General features: G+C 60.2%; 13 protein-coding genes and 1 pseudogene. 9 read left to right on the top strand and 5 right to left on the bottom strand.

The annotated features are described in order from the left end of the window. The coding region (locus tag GKC28_RS22130) for an ATP-binding protein (RefSeq protein WP_217434183.1) at nucleotides 1–133 on the top strand (133 nt) is incomplete at its 5' end. Between the two features lie 230 nt (nucleotides 134–363). Here the strand turns inward: GKC28_RS22130 and GKC28_RS22135 are convergent. Beyond that, entirely contained in the window at nucleotides 364–1362 is a 999-nt protein-coding gene (locus GKC28_RS22135) for a LacI family DNA-binding transcriptional regulator (RefSeq protein ID WP_174149156.1), read from the bottom strand. Nucleotides 1363–1535: 173 nt separating this feature from the next. On the opposite strand from GKC28_RS22135, the gene GKC28_RS22140 reads away from it, so the two are divergent. From GKC28_RS22140 to GKC28_RS22150, 3 genes are read left to right on the top strand one after another with little or no spacing between them, the layout of a single operon-like run. Beyond that, nucleotides 1536–2900 carry a uracil-xanthine permease family protein gene (locus GKC28_RS22140; RefSeq protein ID WP_174149157.1) on the top strand — a complete coding sequence of 455 codons (1365 nt, stop codon included), beginning with the start codon at nucleotides 1536–1538 and terminating at the stop codon, nucleotides 2898–2900. Further along, nucleotides 2897–4312 carry an amidohydrolase family protein gene (locus GKC28_RS22145; RefSeq protein WP_174149158.1) on the top strand — a complete coding sequence of 472 codons (1416 nt, stop codon included), beginning with the start codon at nucleotides 2897–2899 and terminating at the stop codon, nucleotides 4310–4312. The genes GKC28_RS22140 and GKC28_RS22145 overlap by 4 nt, the downstream gene beginning before the upstream one ends. Further along, nucleotides 4309–5016 carry a sulfite exporter TauE/SafE family protein gene (locus tag GKC28_RS22150; RefSeq protein ID WP_174149159.1) on the top strand — a complete coding sequence of 236 codons (708 nt, stop codon included), beginning with the start codon at nucleotides 4309–4311 and terminating at the stop codon, nucleotides 5014–5016. Before GKC28_RS22145 ends, GKC28_RS22150 begins: the two co-directional genes overlap by 4 nt. Before the next feature lie 669 nt (nucleotides 5017–5685). On the opposite strand, the gene GKC28_RS22155 is transcribed toward GKC28_RS22150, so the two are convergent. Together GKC28_RS22155 and GKC28_RS22160 are read right to left on the bottom strand one after the other, a co-directional pair. Beyond that, the gene (locus GKC28_RS22155; protein WP_174149160.1) at nucleotides 5686–6141 is read right to left on the bottom strand and encodes a hypothetical protein; all 456 of its coding nucleotides are present in this window, start codon (nucleotides 6139–6141) and stop codon (nucleotides 5686–5688) included. 41 nt (nucleotides 6142–6182) lie between these two features. After that, a pseudogene (locus tag GKC28_RS22160) lies at nucleotides 6183–7115 on the bottom strand (IS5 family transposase). Nucleotides 7116–7428: 313 nt separating this feature from the next. On the opposite strand from GKC28_RS22160, the gene GKC28_RS22165 reads away from it, so the two are divergent. Next, entirely contained in the window at nucleotides 7429–8634 is a 1206-nt protein-coding gene (locus GKC28_RS22165) for an MFS transporter (protein ID WP_174149161.1), read from the top strand. A 448-nt stretch (nucleotides 8635–9082) separates the two neighbouring features. Here GKC28_RS22165 and GKC28_RS22170 read toward each other — a convergent pair whose 3' ends face one another. Continuing rightward, nucleotides 9083–9469, bottom strand: coding sequence for a metallopeptidase family protein (locus tag GKC28_RS22170; RefSeq protein WP_174149162.1), 387 nt, complete (start codon nucleotides 9467–9469; stop codon nucleotides 9083–9085). A 226-nt stretch (nucleotides 9470–9695) separates the two neighbouring features. Here GKC28_RS22170 and GKC28_RS22175 point away from each other — a divergent pair, with 226 nt between their 5' ends. From GKC28_RS22175 to GKC28_RS26560, 4 genes are all read left to right on the top strand, one after another. Beyond that, nucleotides 9696–9983, top strand: a complete 288-nt coding sequence (locus tag GKC28_RS22175) for an H-NS family nucleoid-associated regulatory protein (protein WP_254604356.1) — start codon at nucleotides 9696–9698, stop codon at nucleotides 9981–9983. Nucleotides 9984–10302: 319 nt separating this feature from the next. After that, nucleotides 10303–10494, top strand: a complete 192-nt coding sequence (locus tag GKC28_RS22180) for a DUF6494 family protein (RefSeq protein WP_174149163.1) — start codon at nucleotides 10303–10305, stop codon at nucleotides 10492–10494. Between the two features lie 342 nt (nucleotides 10495–10836). After that, complete coding sequence (locus GKC28_RS22185) at nucleotides 10837–11856, top strand: IS110 family transposase (protein ID WP_027233561.1); 1020 nt, start codon at nucleotides 10837–10839, stop codon at nucleotides 11854–11856. Nucleotides 11857–12576: 720 nt separating this feature from the next. Continuing rightward, a complete protein-coding gene (locus tag GKC28_RS26560; RefSeq protein ID WP_254604357.1) occupies nucleotides 12577–12909 on the top strand; it encodes a hypothetical protein in 333 nt (110 codons plus the stop codon). A gap of 255 nt (nucleotides 12910–13164) precedes the next feature. On the opposite strand, the gene GKC28_RS22195 is transcribed toward GKC28_RS26560, so the two are convergent. Further along, complete coding sequence (locus GKC28_RS22195; protein WP_174149164.1) at nucleotides 13165–15315, bottom strand: TonB-dependent siderophore receptor; 2151 nt, start codon at nucleotides 15313–15315, stop codon at nucleotides 13165–13167. Nucleotides 15316–15582: the final 267 nt, after the last annotated feature.

Here is a 15582-nt window from a genome sequence, read left to right on the forward strand (position 1 = left end):
CTTCGGTGACGCCTTCGGTGACGCCAAGATGACAACCGCGCTTCTGGATCGCGTAACTCATCACTGCGCAATCATCGAGACAGGCAACACGTCATACCGGTTCGCACAGAGCAAGCGACGCAGAAAAACATAAACGTCGCGCAAGCAAAGGCCCCAGACGGACTCGCTATAGGAGGGCGGCCCGCCTGGGGCCTTTGCGCCACAAGGGGTGGGTCAAATTCAAACGCTGAAACCGGGTCAGTTTTGAACGCTCATTGACACGTTCAGAGGCGTATCGGCAGCGTATCGCGTACGCTGGCGCTTGGTGGAGGACAGAATTGAATCCTTGGTGTGCCGTTCACCCTGCGCGTGGCGACAGTCAGGTTAGCTCGCAGTGGACGCGCGCAGCACAAGTTCCGGCTGCGGAGCACTGACTAGCCCGGCAACCTCGCCGTCAATAGCAGCCATCAACAGCCCGACGGCCAGGTCTGCAATGGCCTCCAAGTGCAATTCCACGGCTGTCAGGGGCGGCCGGGAGAGCTTGGCGCGCAGCCCGTCGTAGCGGGTCGCGAGTCTGATATTTTGAGGAATCTTCAGACCTTTGGATGCTGCGGCCGTGACTGCGCCGGAGGCAAAGGCATCTACAGGCACATAGAGAGCGTCAATGTCCCCGCGGCGGGACAGCAAGCTGGCGACAGCTTCCGCGGCAAGATCCTCACCTCCGGATTCATTCAGCTGCAGACAGGCAGGCTCAATGCCGATCTCATCGCAGAAAGCCCGGTAGGCGGCCTCTGTCTCGATATAGGAATTGCGCCGCTGCTCGCCGGTGACCAGGCCGATACGGGTTGCACCGGAGGCGCGCAAGTGTTCCAGCACCATCCGCGCGGTCGCGCCCGAATTCAAATCGACGTGCGGAATGTCTTCGCGTCCGGGTACGCGTCCAACAGAAACAACCGGCACTCCCAGGCCGGTGAAATGCTGAACCAGCGGATCGTCTTGGAAGGGTTCGACCAGAATCACCCCGTCCGGAGTGATGGCATCCAGCTGCGCCCCGGACTGAAACGGCGGGATCAGGCAAAGTGCCATGTTCCGCGTCAACGATGCCACCGCCGCGGTGGCTGCGATTTCCATCAGAAAACCGAGTCTCGACGGGCCCGCCGCCACCGAGAAGGGCATCGAGGACGCAAGTGCGATCATCCCGGTCCGCCCGGTGCGCAGATGCTGTGCTGCACGGTTCGGCCGGTAACCGATCTCCTGCGCGATCTTCTCAATGCGTTCCCGGGTTTCAGGATCCACATGCCGCCGTCCGCTGAAGGCATGGGATACCGTGGTTTTCGAAACGCCCGCCGCCTGCGCTAGATCGCTAATTGTCGGTTTCTTCATCGCTGCCTCATCCTTGTGCCCGGCCTGGTCGGCGCAAACCGTTTAGCAAATCGGTTTGCACGAATCAATTTCCGTGCTAAGCCAAACAATCATGCAAATCGGTTTGCATGTCATTTTCTTACGGTTTGTTCCGGTTTGCCCGTGGGATGGCGGGCTCCAAAGGGAGGAAAACAATGTCAACACACACGCAAACGCATACCCGCGACCCCGCGGATGAAATGCTGCCACCACGCAGTCTTGCCATTTACGGGCTGCAGCACGTCCTGGTGATGGCGGCGTCGCCGATCACCGCGGTGTTCCTGGTGTCGCGCGCCCTCGACTTCGATGAGGCCCTGACGGTTGCGCTGATCAGCGCAACTTTCCTGGTTTGCGGTTTCGGCACGCTGTTGCAGAGTTTCGGCCCGCGCGGTTTTGGCGCCCGGCTGCCCTTCATCATGGTGCCGGGCGGGGCACCGATCTTCATCTTCATGGCAATTGCGGTGCAAACGGATGTTCAGACCGCGGTGGGGGCGGTGATCATGACGGCGCTGTTCTATTTCGCCGCGCTGCCGGTGTTCAGACGGCTGATCGTGTTCTTCCCGCCGATCGTAGTAGGCACCATGCTGCTGCTGGTGTCGGTCAAGCTGGTGAAGATCTTCGGAGGCACCATCACCGGCAAGCCGGGTACCGAAGGCTATGCCGATCCGGTCAAGATTGCGCTGGCAGGCGCGACCATCCTGCTGACCATTCTCTGCGCCCGCTTCCTGTCCGGCACGCTGCAGCGGCTGGCTGTCATGCTGGGCCTGGTCGGCGGTACGCTGATCGCGCTCACCATCGGCGAGGCGCAGATCACCGGCCTGTTCACCGGTCCGGTCATTGCGGTTCCGCAACTGCTGCCCTACGGCATGCCCAAGTTCGACATCTTCGCCTCGCTGCCGCTGATAATATTCTCGATTATCTCCATGGCCGAAGCCACCGGCCAGACGCTGGCCACCGCCGAGATTGCGGGCCGCAGCGGCAATGCGCAGAACATCGTGCCGGCCACCATCCGTGGTGACGCCATCACCTCGCTGATCGGCGGCCTGTTCGGGACCTCGCTGATCATCACCTCCGGCGAAAACATCGGTATCGTGCGCGCCACCAACGTGAAATCGCGTTTTGTGACCGCCGCTGCCGGCGTGATCCTGATCCTGATCGCGATCTTCGCACCGGTCAGCCGTCTGGCCTCTGCTTTGCCCGGCCCGGTCGTGGGCGGCACTGCCGTCATCGTCTTTGCCATCATCGGCGTGATCGGCATCGACATGCTGCGCCGCGTCGATCTGCGCGACCACGGCAATATGTACACGCTGGCCGCGGCGCTCACCATGGGCCTGCTGCCGACGCTGATCCCGGATCTGTACAGCCAGTTCCCGAAATGGTCGCAGATGATCCTTGGCAACGGCCTTGCCATGGGCACGATCACGGCCGCGGTGGTGAATGCGCTTTTTGTGCATGTGGGGCGCGCAGACCGCCCCGGTGAACCCGAAGCCATCACTGTCGAAGCGGAGGCAAGCAAATGACCGCTCTGAAGAACCGCCTCGCCGCGAGCGGTGACCTCCTCCTCCTGCCCGGAAAGCTCCTCCATCAGGGGGAGTGCCGGACCGGCCTGGGCGTTTTGGTCCGCGGCGGCCGGTTCCAGGACTTCGACAATGCCGAGGCGCTTTGCGCCCGGCACCCCGAGCTCGACCCGCTGCGCCTGCCGGATCACCTGATGATGCCGGGATTCATCGACGCCCACACCCATCTGACCCAGTCGCTGGGCAAGTCGCTGGTCTTTGGCGAGCCTTCGGAGATCTTCCGCCGTATATGGGTGCCGCTGGAAGCCAGCCTGGATGAACGCTTGGTCTATCTTTCGGCCAAGCTGGCGGCGCTGGAGAGTCTTCGTGGCGGGTTCACCACGGCGGTGGATGCCGGCACCCGCTCGGACGGCTGCATTGGCGCCCTGGCGTCCGCAGCCCGGGAGACGGGCCTGCGCAGCGTGGTCGGCTACATCTGCAACGACCTGGGTGGCACCGCCAAGGTGGCGGATCAGGCCACCATCCTGGCCCGTGCGGAGCAGCATCTGGCAGCTTGGGAAAGCGATCCGCTGATCCACCCCTCGCTGGCGGTCTCCATTCCGGAAGTCGCCACCGACGGCATGCTGGCCCGCGTCTCAAGCCTTTCTGCCGAAGCAGGCGTGGTGTTCCAATCCCATGTGAACGAGCATCTGGTGGCCGTGGAGCGCTCGCTTGTGGCGCGCGGTCAGCGTCCGCTGGAGCATCTCGCGTCCATCGGAGCATTGGGGCCGCATGTCCTGATCGCCCATTCCACCCTTGTCACCCCGCAGGAGCTGAACCTGCTGCGCGACAGCGGCACAGCGGTGGCCTACAATCCTGTTGCCAGTGTCTGGAAGGGCAACGCGGTTGCGCCTGCGTTGCAGATGGAGGCACTTGGCATTCGGTTCGGCCTGGGCACCGATGGCACCCGCGCCGACGGGTTCCGCCTGATGGATGCGGGCGAAAGCCTGCAGCGGGCGGGATTTGGCCTGGCCACCGGCGACAGTTCCTGCGGCGGCGGCTGGCTCTGGCTCGACGCCGCAACAAGCCGGGCTGCCGATGCGGCTGGGCTGGGCGCGGTCACGGGCGATATCGCGCCGGGGCTGGCAGCGGACTTCCTTCTCGTCGATCTCGACCGGCCGGAGTTCACCCCCTCGCACGACCTGATCTGGGAACTGGTCCGCTATGGCTGCCGCGACCAGATCGACGCGGTCTTCACGCAAGGCGAGCTGCGCCTCTGGCAAGGCTGGCCGCTGAATTGGGATGCCAAGGCACTGATGGCTGAGGTGCGTGAGCTGTCTGACGCTGCAATCGCCGGTGCAGGCATCCAGCGCATCCACCCGGTTTCCTCCAGCCACAGAGCGCAAGCGCTCCAGAAACAGGCGAGGCCAAAGTGACTCTCGACGTTATGCTGATCCTGTCGGCCGTGGTATTTGCCGCGGCCTTCATCCAGGGCGCGCTGGGTATCGGCTTTGCGCTGATCGTGGCGCCGGTCCTGGGACTGATGGAGCCCTCGCTGCTGCCGGTCACGCTGCTGATCCTGATGCTGCCGCTCAACAGCCACGTGGCCTGGCGCGAGCGTGAAGAGGTCGACTGGAACGGCGCCGGCTGGATTACTCTGGGCCGGTTTGCCGGGACTTTCGCGGGGCTCTGGCTGCTGGTGGTGCTCAGCGGCAGACAGCTCGACCTCGCAGTCGGCTGGTTCACGATCATCGCTGCCGGGGTCGCACTTCTTGCTCCGCGCTTTGACCCCACCCGCCCGGCGGCTTTGGGCGTTGGTCTCTTTACCGGGGTGACCGAAACCTCCACCGGAATCGGTGGCCCGCCGCTGGCGCTGCTATACCAGCACGCCGCAGCCCCTGTCTTGCGCTCGACCGTGGCGATCTGCTTCCTCGCGGGTGAAGTGATCTCCTTGATAATCCTTGCTCTTGCCGGGCGGATGGAGACCGTGCAGATGCTGGCCGCTGTGTACCTGTTCCCTGCCGTCATGCTGGGCAGTGCGCTGTCGCGCATGACGCACAGCCGCATCGGCGGCCCAGGCCTGAGAGTTGCGGTATTGCTTTTCGCCATCGTCAGCGGCTTGTACCTGATTGCAGGCTGACGGGCCTTGTACCCGTGAAAGCAGGTAGACGGGCGGCCGCGCAATGGCTGCTTCAATGACCATCCACCATCCCGTCTGAGCGTGAGAGCCAGTCTGCGGAGCCGCCGGGCGGCCTCGCTTCGGATCACCCGATTGCCATTTTGCGGAAAGCGTGCGGTAAGACCAGCAAGCACAGTAAACCGCCGTTTGTGCCCGCGCAGAGAATTGGCGTTTTGTCGCGCGTCTAGGTGTTGTGCAGCCGCGCAGCAAAAGCTCGGTTTGGTGACGGGGGCAACGGGCGGTTTGAACGGCTGGTTTGGTGAACTTCGCTACGCCGTAGAAATTGGATTACTGCACCTGCGAAGCGATGCCGCGTCAGCAATATACACAACCATCAATGTCGGGAAAGTCCGGCGATTTGCCAGTTCGAACATCTTGCAGCGATGGACCGCTTCATCACGTAAACAGTCCTAAAATGGCGGAGTGTATTCTTCGGGGCAAACCAAGGTTCATTCCGAAAATATTGGTGTGGTGCTTGGCGAGGCTTCAGACCACTGCGACCGCTTCTTCGGCTGCCGGAATAGCCTCAGCCCAGCTCTTGGCTGTGGGGAGAATTTCCCAGCAAACCGCGCGCGGACACTCCAGGGCCGAGTGCCGCGTCATCATGCTGACGATCACTAGCACGATCAGTCAGGTCAGCATGCCGGGGATCACCGGGTCGATGCCTGTCCCCAATAAGGGCCAGATAACCGTCACCACAATGGCCGAGAGCATGGCCGACGCGCATCCCTTCGACGTTGCCCGACGCCAGAACATAACGGCGAGGAAGGGGATCACCAGCGTGGTCGTCGAAATCCTGAGCACCCATTGATAGGCGCTGATGATGTCGGTCATCAGGAAGGCCACGAAAAGCGACAGAACGGAGATGATCACCACGCTCAGCCGCGCAGCTCTCATCTTCTCGGCTTCAGTTGCCTGCGACTTGAACAAACGGCGATACAAGTTTGCGGCGAGGTTGGAACTGCCTTGCAGGATAGCACAGAGCCGAGCTGCTTTTGGTCGATCGCCAACTCCCCAGAAAACAACCGATTCGAAATACGGCTCTGATCTTTTTTCAGTGACCGGTCTGATGCGACTTTGTTGCACAAATCGGTTTGTGAGCGCACTTCCCCTTTCCCCGGACGGACTTATCCTACGGGCTCTGTGACAGGTATGCCAAGAGTTGTGTAGCGATTGAGAACCGTGACGCGGACCTGGACTGCCGCGACTTTCCGCTCAAAGTCTCTCGCCATCAGGGATTGGCCGAGGAGTTTGATGCAGTTCATCTTGCTCTCAACGCGGCTTCGGCGGTGGTATCCGCTCCATCGTCGCCAGATCGCGCGGCCGAGGTAACGCGAAGCATTGACTGCTTCGTTGCGGGCGATGGCCCCGGCACTCGTGGGCATCCAGGGTTTGGCATTCTTGCGCGGCGGTATCACGGCATGAGCCCCTCGCGCCGCAATCGCGTCATTGCATTTCCGCGTATCGTAAGCGCTGTCTGCGGTCACCGATCCGACGCTCTGATCGGGTGGAGTTTGAACGAGTAGCTCCGGCAGCATCGGTGCGTCACCCACATTGCTGGTCGTGACCTCCGCGGCCCGCACTTCCAGCGTTTCTTCGTCAATTCCTATGTGTATCTTGCGCCAGAGGCGGCGCTTGGGCCCACAATGCTTGCGCGCGTTTCACTCACCTTCGCCCTCCGCTTTGATGCCGGTGCTGTCTATCAGGAGATTGAGTGGGCCAGTGCCAACCTGGTAGGGCAGGCTCACGTTCAGCGTCTTCTGGCGGCGGCACAGGGTGCTATAGTCGGGCACTGTCCAGTCCAGTCCAACCAGCCGCAGAAGGCTTTGCTCGGACCCGGTCGTTTGCCGAAGCGGCATCCCGAACAGCACTTTCAGCGTCAGGCAAGTCTGGATCGCAGAGTCGCTGAAACGCTGCTGGCGACCTCGCGTGCCGCACGGTGGTGGCTCCCAGATCATCTCCGGGTCAAACCAAATCGACAGCGATCCGCGCTGCTTCAATGCTGCGTTATACGAAGGCCAGTTCCTGGTCTTGTACTTCGTCGGGGCCCAACTGCTCATGCTACCCTGCTATCACTCTGGATTCACGAGATGAATCCCTCGCGGGATTTGTGAAACAAAGCTGGTTGCAGCTAAAGTCAGGAATGCGGGCTGCCACCGCAGCATTTGAAAACCGTGCTCAAGGTTGGCTTTGGGCCGCCAAAGCTCGTTACCTTTCACCAGTTTGCAACGGAAGCAGCGCCGTATCCGAAGGAAGGTCAGAGCAGATGCAGCCACACACGTCAGAGTGTTGTTCGCTGCCTGCCGTGTCCGGTGTCCCGCTATTGCGCCTCTTTCGGCTTGCTTTGCCTCAGCGGCCGACCGATAGGGCTGTATGTTCAAGAACCGGGCCATCGTCTTTATTCTGATTACGCTGATGATCGACGCTATCGGCATTGGTATCGTTTTCCCAATCATGCCGGACCTGATGGAGCGCGTGGGTGCAGCGGACACCGGCAAAGGCGCGCTGTGGGGTGGGCTGCTGATGGCCGCCTATGCAGGCGCGCTGTTCCTATGCGGCCCAATTGTCGGCAGCATCTCCGATGCGGCTGGACGCAGGCCGGTCCTGATCGCCGCGCTTGCCATGCTGGCGCTTGATTATGTGATCATGGCCTTGGCGGACAGTTTCTGGCTGCTCTTGCTTGGCCGGACGCTCGCGGGCCTCGCCGGGGCGACCTACATCACCGCCACCGCCTATATTGCGGACATATCTTCGCCGCGGGAAAGAGCCGCGAATTTCGGCCTCATCGGTGCTGCGTTCGGGATCGGTTTCGTGCTTGGTCCGGCCATCGGCGGAGTTGCCGCAGAAATCAGCATCGCGGCGCCGTTTTGGATCGCGGCGGTTCTGTCGGCCGGCAATGCCCTTTTCGGAGTTTTTGTGCTGCCTGAGAGCCTGGCGCCAGAGAAACGCCGCCCCTTTGGCAAGCGAGATCTCAATCCGTTTAAATCAATCTTCGATGCCTTCCGGCTGCCGGGGCTTGCAGTGCCGCTGCTGTGCATTTTGATCTTTGAGTTTGCAAATATGGTCTACCCGACGCTTTGGGCTTTCTGGACCCGCGAAGTATTCGATTGGCCGACGCTTTACATCGGGCTTTCGCTTGCGGCATATGGCGTGCTTCTGGCTTTGGTCCAGGGCGGGCTGATGCCAATCCTTATCAGATGGATCGGGGACTTCCGCACCTTGATGCTCGGCATGATATCGGCGCTGACCGGAATGATCGGTTTTGGCTTTACCGGGTCGGTCGCGGCTCTGGCCGTCTTTCTTATGCTCGCGGCGCTTTCTGATCTTGTGCCTGCCTTGCTGACGGCCATGGCATCGAACCAGGTGGATGAAGACCGGCAAGGGGTGGTGCAGGGCGTTATCGCGTCGCTGTCATCCGTCGCGGCAATCCTGGCGCCCCTCGTGATGACCGGCCTGTTCAAGGCCTCTGTTGACGATCACGGCTTTTATTTGCCGGGAGCTCCCTTCCTCTTCGCAGCGGTTTTAGTATTGGCAATGATGCCTCTCGTGGTGCGCTTGCGGGGGCATGCTTCGGTTTGAGCAACGATCAAGTCAGAATGACTTTGCTTCAGGGGGTTGCGGCAGGTAAGTCCTGGTTGCAATCGCTCGCACCAAGGAAACGCTGCGCGATGCACAAATGACCGTTTCAGTGAAGCAGTGCTGAGAAGAGGTTTTTGGCCGAATGGCAGCTCAGGGTCGGTCAGGTTCCAAAGGGCGACCACAGTTCGCAACTGTGCAGCGGCAGTTCTCTGCGCTCCGCTGCCCCTGGTGCAACCCGCAGTATCCTGTGAGGCAGCTTGGCTCTGCCGAGGGTCCGCTTCTGGGAAACTGACCATAGAATTTCGCACCGGCAGCATCCTTGGCGCGGCACCCCTTGTCTACGGCCGCTTCGGGCTGGAACCGTCGACTGAACTTGCGGCTTCCCATGGTCGCGGCAACGTCAGCTGTAAGCTCGAATGCCAACTTCCCCTGGGCATTGAAGAGCGGTTCAGACCCACCATTGGTCGATGGCTGCGATCTCTTCGTCAGTCCATCCGAAATGATGGGCGAACTCGTGAATAACAACATGCGCGATCAACTGGTTCAGTTCGATATCACCGCGGTCACGCCATTCCGCCAAAATCGGCTGGCGGAAGAGCCAGACAACATCCGGAGGTGGCGCCATGTCGAGAACCGATTTCTCGGTCATAGGTATTCCCTCGTAGAGCCCCGTCAGTTCATATGGATCTGCAAAACCAAGTTCATCCAGCATGGCCGGCGCAGGCCATTCGGCAATGCGCAGAATGACGTTATCTGCAGCTGGCCTGAAGGCCCTCGGCAGGGAAGCTATAGTGGCGCGAGCGATCTTCTCGAAATGGTCAAGGTCGTGGAGCATGCGTTGTATATGGTTTCTCGGAGCGGTGTAGTGAACCTCCTGGCCGGAGGGAGGCAGTTCATACGTCTGATGCGATCAGCAGCCTGCGGCCCCAAATCGGACTGCGATGGATACCGCCCCTATGGCCAACTTCTTGCCTCAGAAGAGTATATCTGCTTGCTCCGAGAAACACCGAAAACACAGGTGAAGTAAGGCAATAGACCTAAAGGGGCTGAGTGCCGCTGAATTGGAAGCGCTGGCCAAGGAAATCGAACTCCGCAAAGTGGAAGTAGAGAACGAGGCAAAGAAGAACGCTTACGCCGAAATGCTGGCTATTGCGGAAAGACATGGCGTGGCCTTTGAAGAGGTTATTGCTTTGCATGGCGGAAAGGGGCGTAAATCAAGCGCAAAGGCAGCTGCCAAATACGCCAATCCAGCTGACCCATCCCAGACCTGGAGCGGCCGCGGGCGTAAGCCTGGGTGGGTCCACGAAGCTTTGAAAGCTGGGAAATCCATAGAGGATCTTGAGATCTGAAGCGGCAATTCACTTGTTGCGCTAACGCAGGCGGCATCATGTACAATTGCGCGGGGCGCAATCGGCAACTTTGAGCTGCCTGTCGTCATTGCCTCCGGCGACGGGAGCGACGGATTTTCTGCGCCCAGGGAGCGTTCCTCAACGGCGCAGCGAAGGGCAGCCCGTCCCGGACTAGCCACTCGTGCCCAATGAGGCGAACTGGCGGATCGATCCCATTTTGCGATACGCTGCTCCAGGCGCGGGCCTCATCGCCTCTACGCGGATTAGATCTATGTGGATGTGAACGCCGGTTAAAATGAACACTTGAAAGGGATCGAATATGCCAGACAACTTCAATATGTCCATGCGCAAGTTCTTAAAGCAGGTTGGTGTCACTTCACAACAAGCGATCGAAGAAGCGATGCGCGAGGCGGATACTGCCGGAAAAACTTTCGAAGTAAAAGCCGTGGTGGAGATAAAGGACCTGGGCCTTAACCATGTGGTGACAGGACACATCATCGGCGAGGAGTAGCCGTAAGCGGTGCAATGACAGCGGCTCTCTGCTCGACTTTCTCTTCCCGATCCTTCAGCATATGAGCTCCTGCCCAGTCAATGGTCCGCTTTCGCTGGAACGGTTGCTAAGCCTCGCACGTGCAGTTTTCAGAGCGGCTCTCCACAAATGAGCGTCGAGTTTGGGCTGTGCCTGCGGTCAGCTGTGGCAGCGACGGTAACCGTCCAGGCCGGTGATGACTCCGCTGCGCCGCCGCAAGGCCGCTCCGAGCCCTTTGCGGATGGAGTGGGTGGCTCCTGCTCCACCGGCGTCGCAATGCGCCATACTGCAGTTATCAACGACTGCTCGGAAAGGAGCCACCCAATGACAGTTAAAACAGTTGGACTGGATCTGGCCAAGGACGTGTTCCAGGTTCACGGGATTTCCGCCGCCGGCCGCAAGATTTTCAACAAAAAGATCAAGCGCGCGAAACTGCTCGCGTTTTTCGAGGCTCTTCCGCGCTGTGTTGTCGGCATGGAAGCCTGCGGCTCTGCCCACTACTGGGGCCGGGAGCTCAGAAGGCTGGGCCATGATGTCCGCCTGATGCCGGCGGCCTATGTCAAACCGTACGTAAAGCGCGGCAAGACAGACGCCGCTGATGCCGAGGCGATCTGCGAAGCTGTCCGCCGGCCAACAATGCGCTTCGTCGAAGTGAAATCCGAAGACCAGCAGGCAATCCTGGCACTGCACCGCACCCGGGATCTCGCGGTCCGGCAGCGCACACAGCTGGCTAATATGATCCGCAGCCTTCTGCGCGAATTCGGCCATGTGCTGCGGAGCGGGATTGAGGCTGTGACTGCCTTCGCCAAGCGCCACCTTGAAGGGGAACGGCCCGGCATGCCCGATCTGGCAAGCGGCATTCTGGGCACGGTCTGCTACCAATTCCTTGGAGTTCACGAGCGCGTTGAAGGCTTTTCAAAGATGATTGAAAAACATGCGCTGCTGCATGCCGGCGCCCGGCGCCTGATGCGTATGCCCGGCATCGGCCCGATCACTGCCTCCGCCATCGTGGCGACCATCGGCGACGCGAAGCAATTCCGGACCGGCCGCGATCTTGCAGCCTGGCTGGGTCTGACCCCGCTCAACAAGTCCAGCGGCGGCAAAGAGAAGCTCGGCAAAATCACCAAGAAGGGCGACAGATACATCCGCAAGCTTCTGATCACCGGCATGACGTCCCGCGCGCTGATGGGCAGGAAACACCCAGAGCGCATCGATATCTGGAGCGCCAGGATTCTTGCAGGGAAACCGTTCCGGCTGGCGACAGTCGCGATGGCCAACAAAAGCGCCCGGGTCATCTGGGCAATACTGACGAAACAACAGGAATACCGGCAGCCGGCCGCCTGACAAGGCAAGCCTGCCCAGAGATGCAAGACGCTTGATGTGATGATGCGGACTTAAGTCAACCAAGAGCAAGGACACTCCGACCAATGTCTCGGCCCTCCGAGGCCGCTTTGCCGATAGGAACCTTGCTTGCGGAACTCATCAAGGCCAGCAGCCCTCAACACTGGCTGCGTAAATAGGCCGGACACACGACGGTACTGACAAACCGCCGCGATCACTGCAGAAAACGCTTGCAATGCAGGCGCCACCCACACACGTCATTGCCCTAGGCGCGGCCTCTCGCTTGTGCAGCACGTCGGTCACAGCCCGAAGCGGACATGATGCCCAATACCCCTTTTGGTAAAAGCGGACCTTTGCGAAGACACCCGGCATGGGAAAAGTTGCGGACAGAGCCGCCATTTGCTTGCTCGACTATTGCTCACGCAGCATTTGCTCGCTTCTGCGGCAAACATTTTGCTGCGATGCAATCCGATGTCGTCATAGTGGTCATTGAAAGCTAGGCTGAGGCGCGAATTGCAAACTAGGCATACGCTGCGGTCTGCGTCTGCAATAGAGGAGCGCAGACAAAGCGGGCCTTCGCTTCGGTCACGATTTTGGCCGCCGTTGGTCTTGAGCCAGCGAGAGTGTCCGACCTTTTGTGTATGACTGATCCGGTTCATGCTTCACCGAAAGGAAGCATGAATGAGCATCTCGAAATAAATCCTGAACGAATTGCTGAAGGGCGTGGAGCGCCCTGAAGACCTGCTCGGCGATGCCGGGCTGATGAAAGAGCTGAAGATCAAGCTCATGGAGCGGATGATGGGTGCCGAGCTGACAACGCATCTGGGCTATGAAGAAGGCGAGGACGCGCCTGCCGGTCAGAGCAACCGGCGCTGGGAGTTACACATTTTCGTGGGACATGACACACGGCGCCCTTACCGAAGTGCTGAGTCTAAGTTGCACCTCTCACCTGCTCAACCAGTGGAAAGCATAGATCCCAAGCCGAAGCCGATTGATTCAGGAACCAGTTCAACCGGCCTGAAGAGGGCCGGTGAAGGCTCGCATATTACTTTCTGAAGAAAGCAGTTGAGAAAAATTCCCCTGGCCTCCCAATTCTGGCGGCATGTCTCGCCAGTTCCGCGGCCAGCGCAGTAACCCGCGAGACCTACGACTGGGTAGTGAAGGCGATCACCCGCGGGACCAGGTTGCACCGTATCTTCTTCGCTTCCAAACTTCGATGTAAACGGGAAACCGTCGACAAGTGGCGTGAATGAAACAGATTCCATTGTAGATTGCCAGGCGCTTTTGCTGAAAACGCCTGGCAGCGGATCATCAGAAAGTGGTCGTCATCGACAGCCGGAATGTGCGCGGCGCGCCTTGCGAGAACGTGCCAAAGCTGGCGACGCCGCTATAATAGCCCGCGTCGAACAGGTTTTCGATTTCGGCCCGGAAGGTGACCGGACGGCTGCTGATCTCGGTGCTATAGCGGGCGCCCATGTCGAACCGGGTCCAGGATGAGATTTCCTGCGTGTTCGCGGCATCGACATACTGATCGCCGGTGTGGATCACATTACCGGACAGGGTCAGGCCGGCAAGGAACGGCGTATCCCACTCTGCCCCCAGAGTGGCCTGCAACGAGGGGACCCCGATGGGCTCGTTTCCGTGCATCGCGGGATCGGTGGTATTCCGCAGTTCGCCGTCAAGCAACGTCACCCCGCCCAGCAGCCGCAGCCCGGGCGCCATTTCCCCGAAGATGCTGAACTCCAGCCCCCGGTTACGCTGTTCTCCGGATTCCGCAAAGACATTGCTGCTGTCAAGCTGACTGAATGGCTTGTCGATCTGGAACGCGCTGGCAGTGACAGTCCAGTCATTAAGGCCGATTTTGGCCCCGATCTCGATCTGCTCGGATTTGGCGGGCGCCAATGTTTCGCCGGCGTTGGCGGCAATCGTGGGGGCGGTGTCGCCAATGCTGAGCCCCTCAACGTAATTGGCGTAGAGCGATACGTTCTCCCGCGGCTTGACGACAAGCCCGATCAAGGGGGTGACCTCATCTTCGCTGGAAGATGCGGTGACGGCTCCGCCGCTGAAGTTCTGAGTGTCCACATGCTGCCAGCGCAGCCCGAGTGTCAGCTGCGTCCGATCCCCGAAGAAGGACATCGTGTCCGCCAAGGAAATCCCAGAGAACTCATTTTCGGAAACCTTCGGCACACTGCCCGGCTGCGCCACGAATTGCGGGGGATGGCTAACCGGATCGAGAATATTGGTGGACAGCGTCGTCCCGTTATTGGCGGCACGGTGAAGCGTGCCCTTGTAATAGTTCGCCTGGATCGTCCCCGTATGCGAAACCTGCCCCGTCTCGAACTCACCGCGGAGACCGATCTCACCCACCGTCCGGTCGATGTCGAAGACGAAATTTTGCGGCGTGGTATTGGCGTTGCCCGCGGAGTCGAGAAGGATGGGGATCCCGAAGATCCGTTCGACACGGGTGTTTCCGGCGCCGGCGGAGGCGAACAGAGTCAGACTGTCGCCGAAATCGTATTCAACCCGCCCGAGCGCGGAGACATCGTCGACCTGCGATGTTTCCCAGGGCTGCTGAACATTGGTCCGCCCGTCCGGGGCATCCGGAATTTCGAACCCGGACAGCGCGAAAATCGGACGCAGCGGTGCCTCGAAATCCTCCCGCTGGGCGATGATATCCAGCGTCGCCCTGAGCCGGTCGCCGCGGTAGTCGAGGGCCAGCGCCCCGACCGCCGCCTCGCGCTCCTGATTGTCGATGGCCGTATCGCCGGTGTGGTAGCTGCCGTTGAAGCGCAGCCCGAACTGGCGGTCGGCGCCAAATCTCCTGCTCAGATCGAGGTGAGCCCCGCCTTCCAGCTCCGAAGCGTAATCGAAAGTGAGCCGCGTCAGATCTTCCTCGGCCGCACGTTTCGGGACGATATTGATGGAACCGCCAACGCTGCTGTTCGGGGAGATCCCGTTCAGCACGGCTGCCGGCCCCTTGAGCACCTCGATCCGCTCCGCATACTCGGTGAAGATCCGGAAGGCAGGGGCGATGCCGAAGACACCGTCAAATGCGATTTCGCCGAAATTGCCTTCGTTGATCGGAAAGCCGCGGATGAAGAAGGAGTCCAGCATCCCGCCCGGCGAGGCCGTGTTGCTGACGGATGCGTCGTTCAGTGTTACATCAGCCAGGGTGCGGGCCTGCTGATCCTCCATTGTCTGCGCCGTATAACTGGTGATATTGAAAGGCGTATCCATGATATCACGGTTACCGAGCAGACCCAGGCGGCCGCCTTGTGCCACCTGCCCGCCCGGATGCGCAGAGGGCAAAACGCCAATCGTTGCGGTCGACTGTGTGCCTTCCCCGACTTTAACGACGATGGGTTCCAGACTGATGATCTCTTGCTCAGCCGCGTCTTGGGCAACGGCATCTTCGCCTGCGACAAGAGCCAAAGCTGCCAGAAGGCTAATATTTTTCCTCATCCAGTTTCCTTTCACCGGCATTGATGGTCAAATCTTGCCTTGCCCTGACAAAGGGCTGGGTGAGAAGGATGAGCGGGTGCGTAAGCTAGTTGACTCTTTTAGTCAACTAGTGGTGGGGAGCAGCTTAAATATCTGCATTTGACGGCCTTGGCCGCCGCCAACTGCGCCGCAACAGTGGGTCACCACCAGCTGTCAGTCGGTTGGCGGTATACCGTTCTCGAGAACTCCCGCCCGAATTTTCCGGCCCGAACCTGCACTGACTGGTAC

It is taken from the genome of Leisingera sp. ANG59, assembly GCF_013317235.1.
Classification (GTDB): Bacteria; Pseudomonadota; Alphaproteobacteria; order Rhodobacterales; family Rhodobacteraceae; genus Leisingera.

What these genes read in the sequence shown, in the direction of transcription:
- GKC28_RS22195 (WP_174149164.1), bottom strand. Translation starts at nt 15,315, where the DNA reads ATGAGGAAAAATATTAGCCTTCTGGCAGCTTTGGCTCTTGTCGCAGGC.
- GKC28_RS22135 (WP_174149156.1), bottom strand. Translation starts at nt 1,362, where the DNA reads ATGAAGAAACCGACAATTAGCGATCTAGCGCAGGCGGCGGGCGTTTCG.
- GKC28_RS22145 (WP_174149158.1), top strand. Translation starts at nt 2,897, where the DNA reads ATGACCGCTCTGAAGAACCGCCTCGCCGCGAGCGGTGACCTCCTCCTC.
- GKC28_RS22180 (WP_174149163.1), top strand. Translation starts at nt 10,303, where the DNA reads ATGCCAGACAACTTCAATATGTCCATGCGCAAGTTCTTAAAGCAGGTT.
- GKC28_RS22170 (WP_174149162.1), bottom strand. Translation starts at nt 9,469, where the DNA reads ATGCTCCACGACCTTGACCATTTCGAGAAGATCGCTCGCGCCACTATA.
- GKC28_RS22140 (WP_174149157.1), top strand. Translation starts at nt 1,536, where the DNA reads ATGTCAACACACACGCAAACGCATACCCGCGACCCCGCGGATGAAATG.
- GKC28_RS22185 (WP_027233561.1), top strand. Translation starts at nt 10,837, where the DNA reads ATGACAGTTAAAACAGTTGGACTGGATCTGGCCAAGGACGTGTTCCAG.
- GKC28_RS22165 (WP_174149161.1), top strand. Translation starts at nt 7,429, where the DNA reads ATGTTCAAGAACCGGGCCATCGTCTTTATTCTGATTACGCTGATGATC.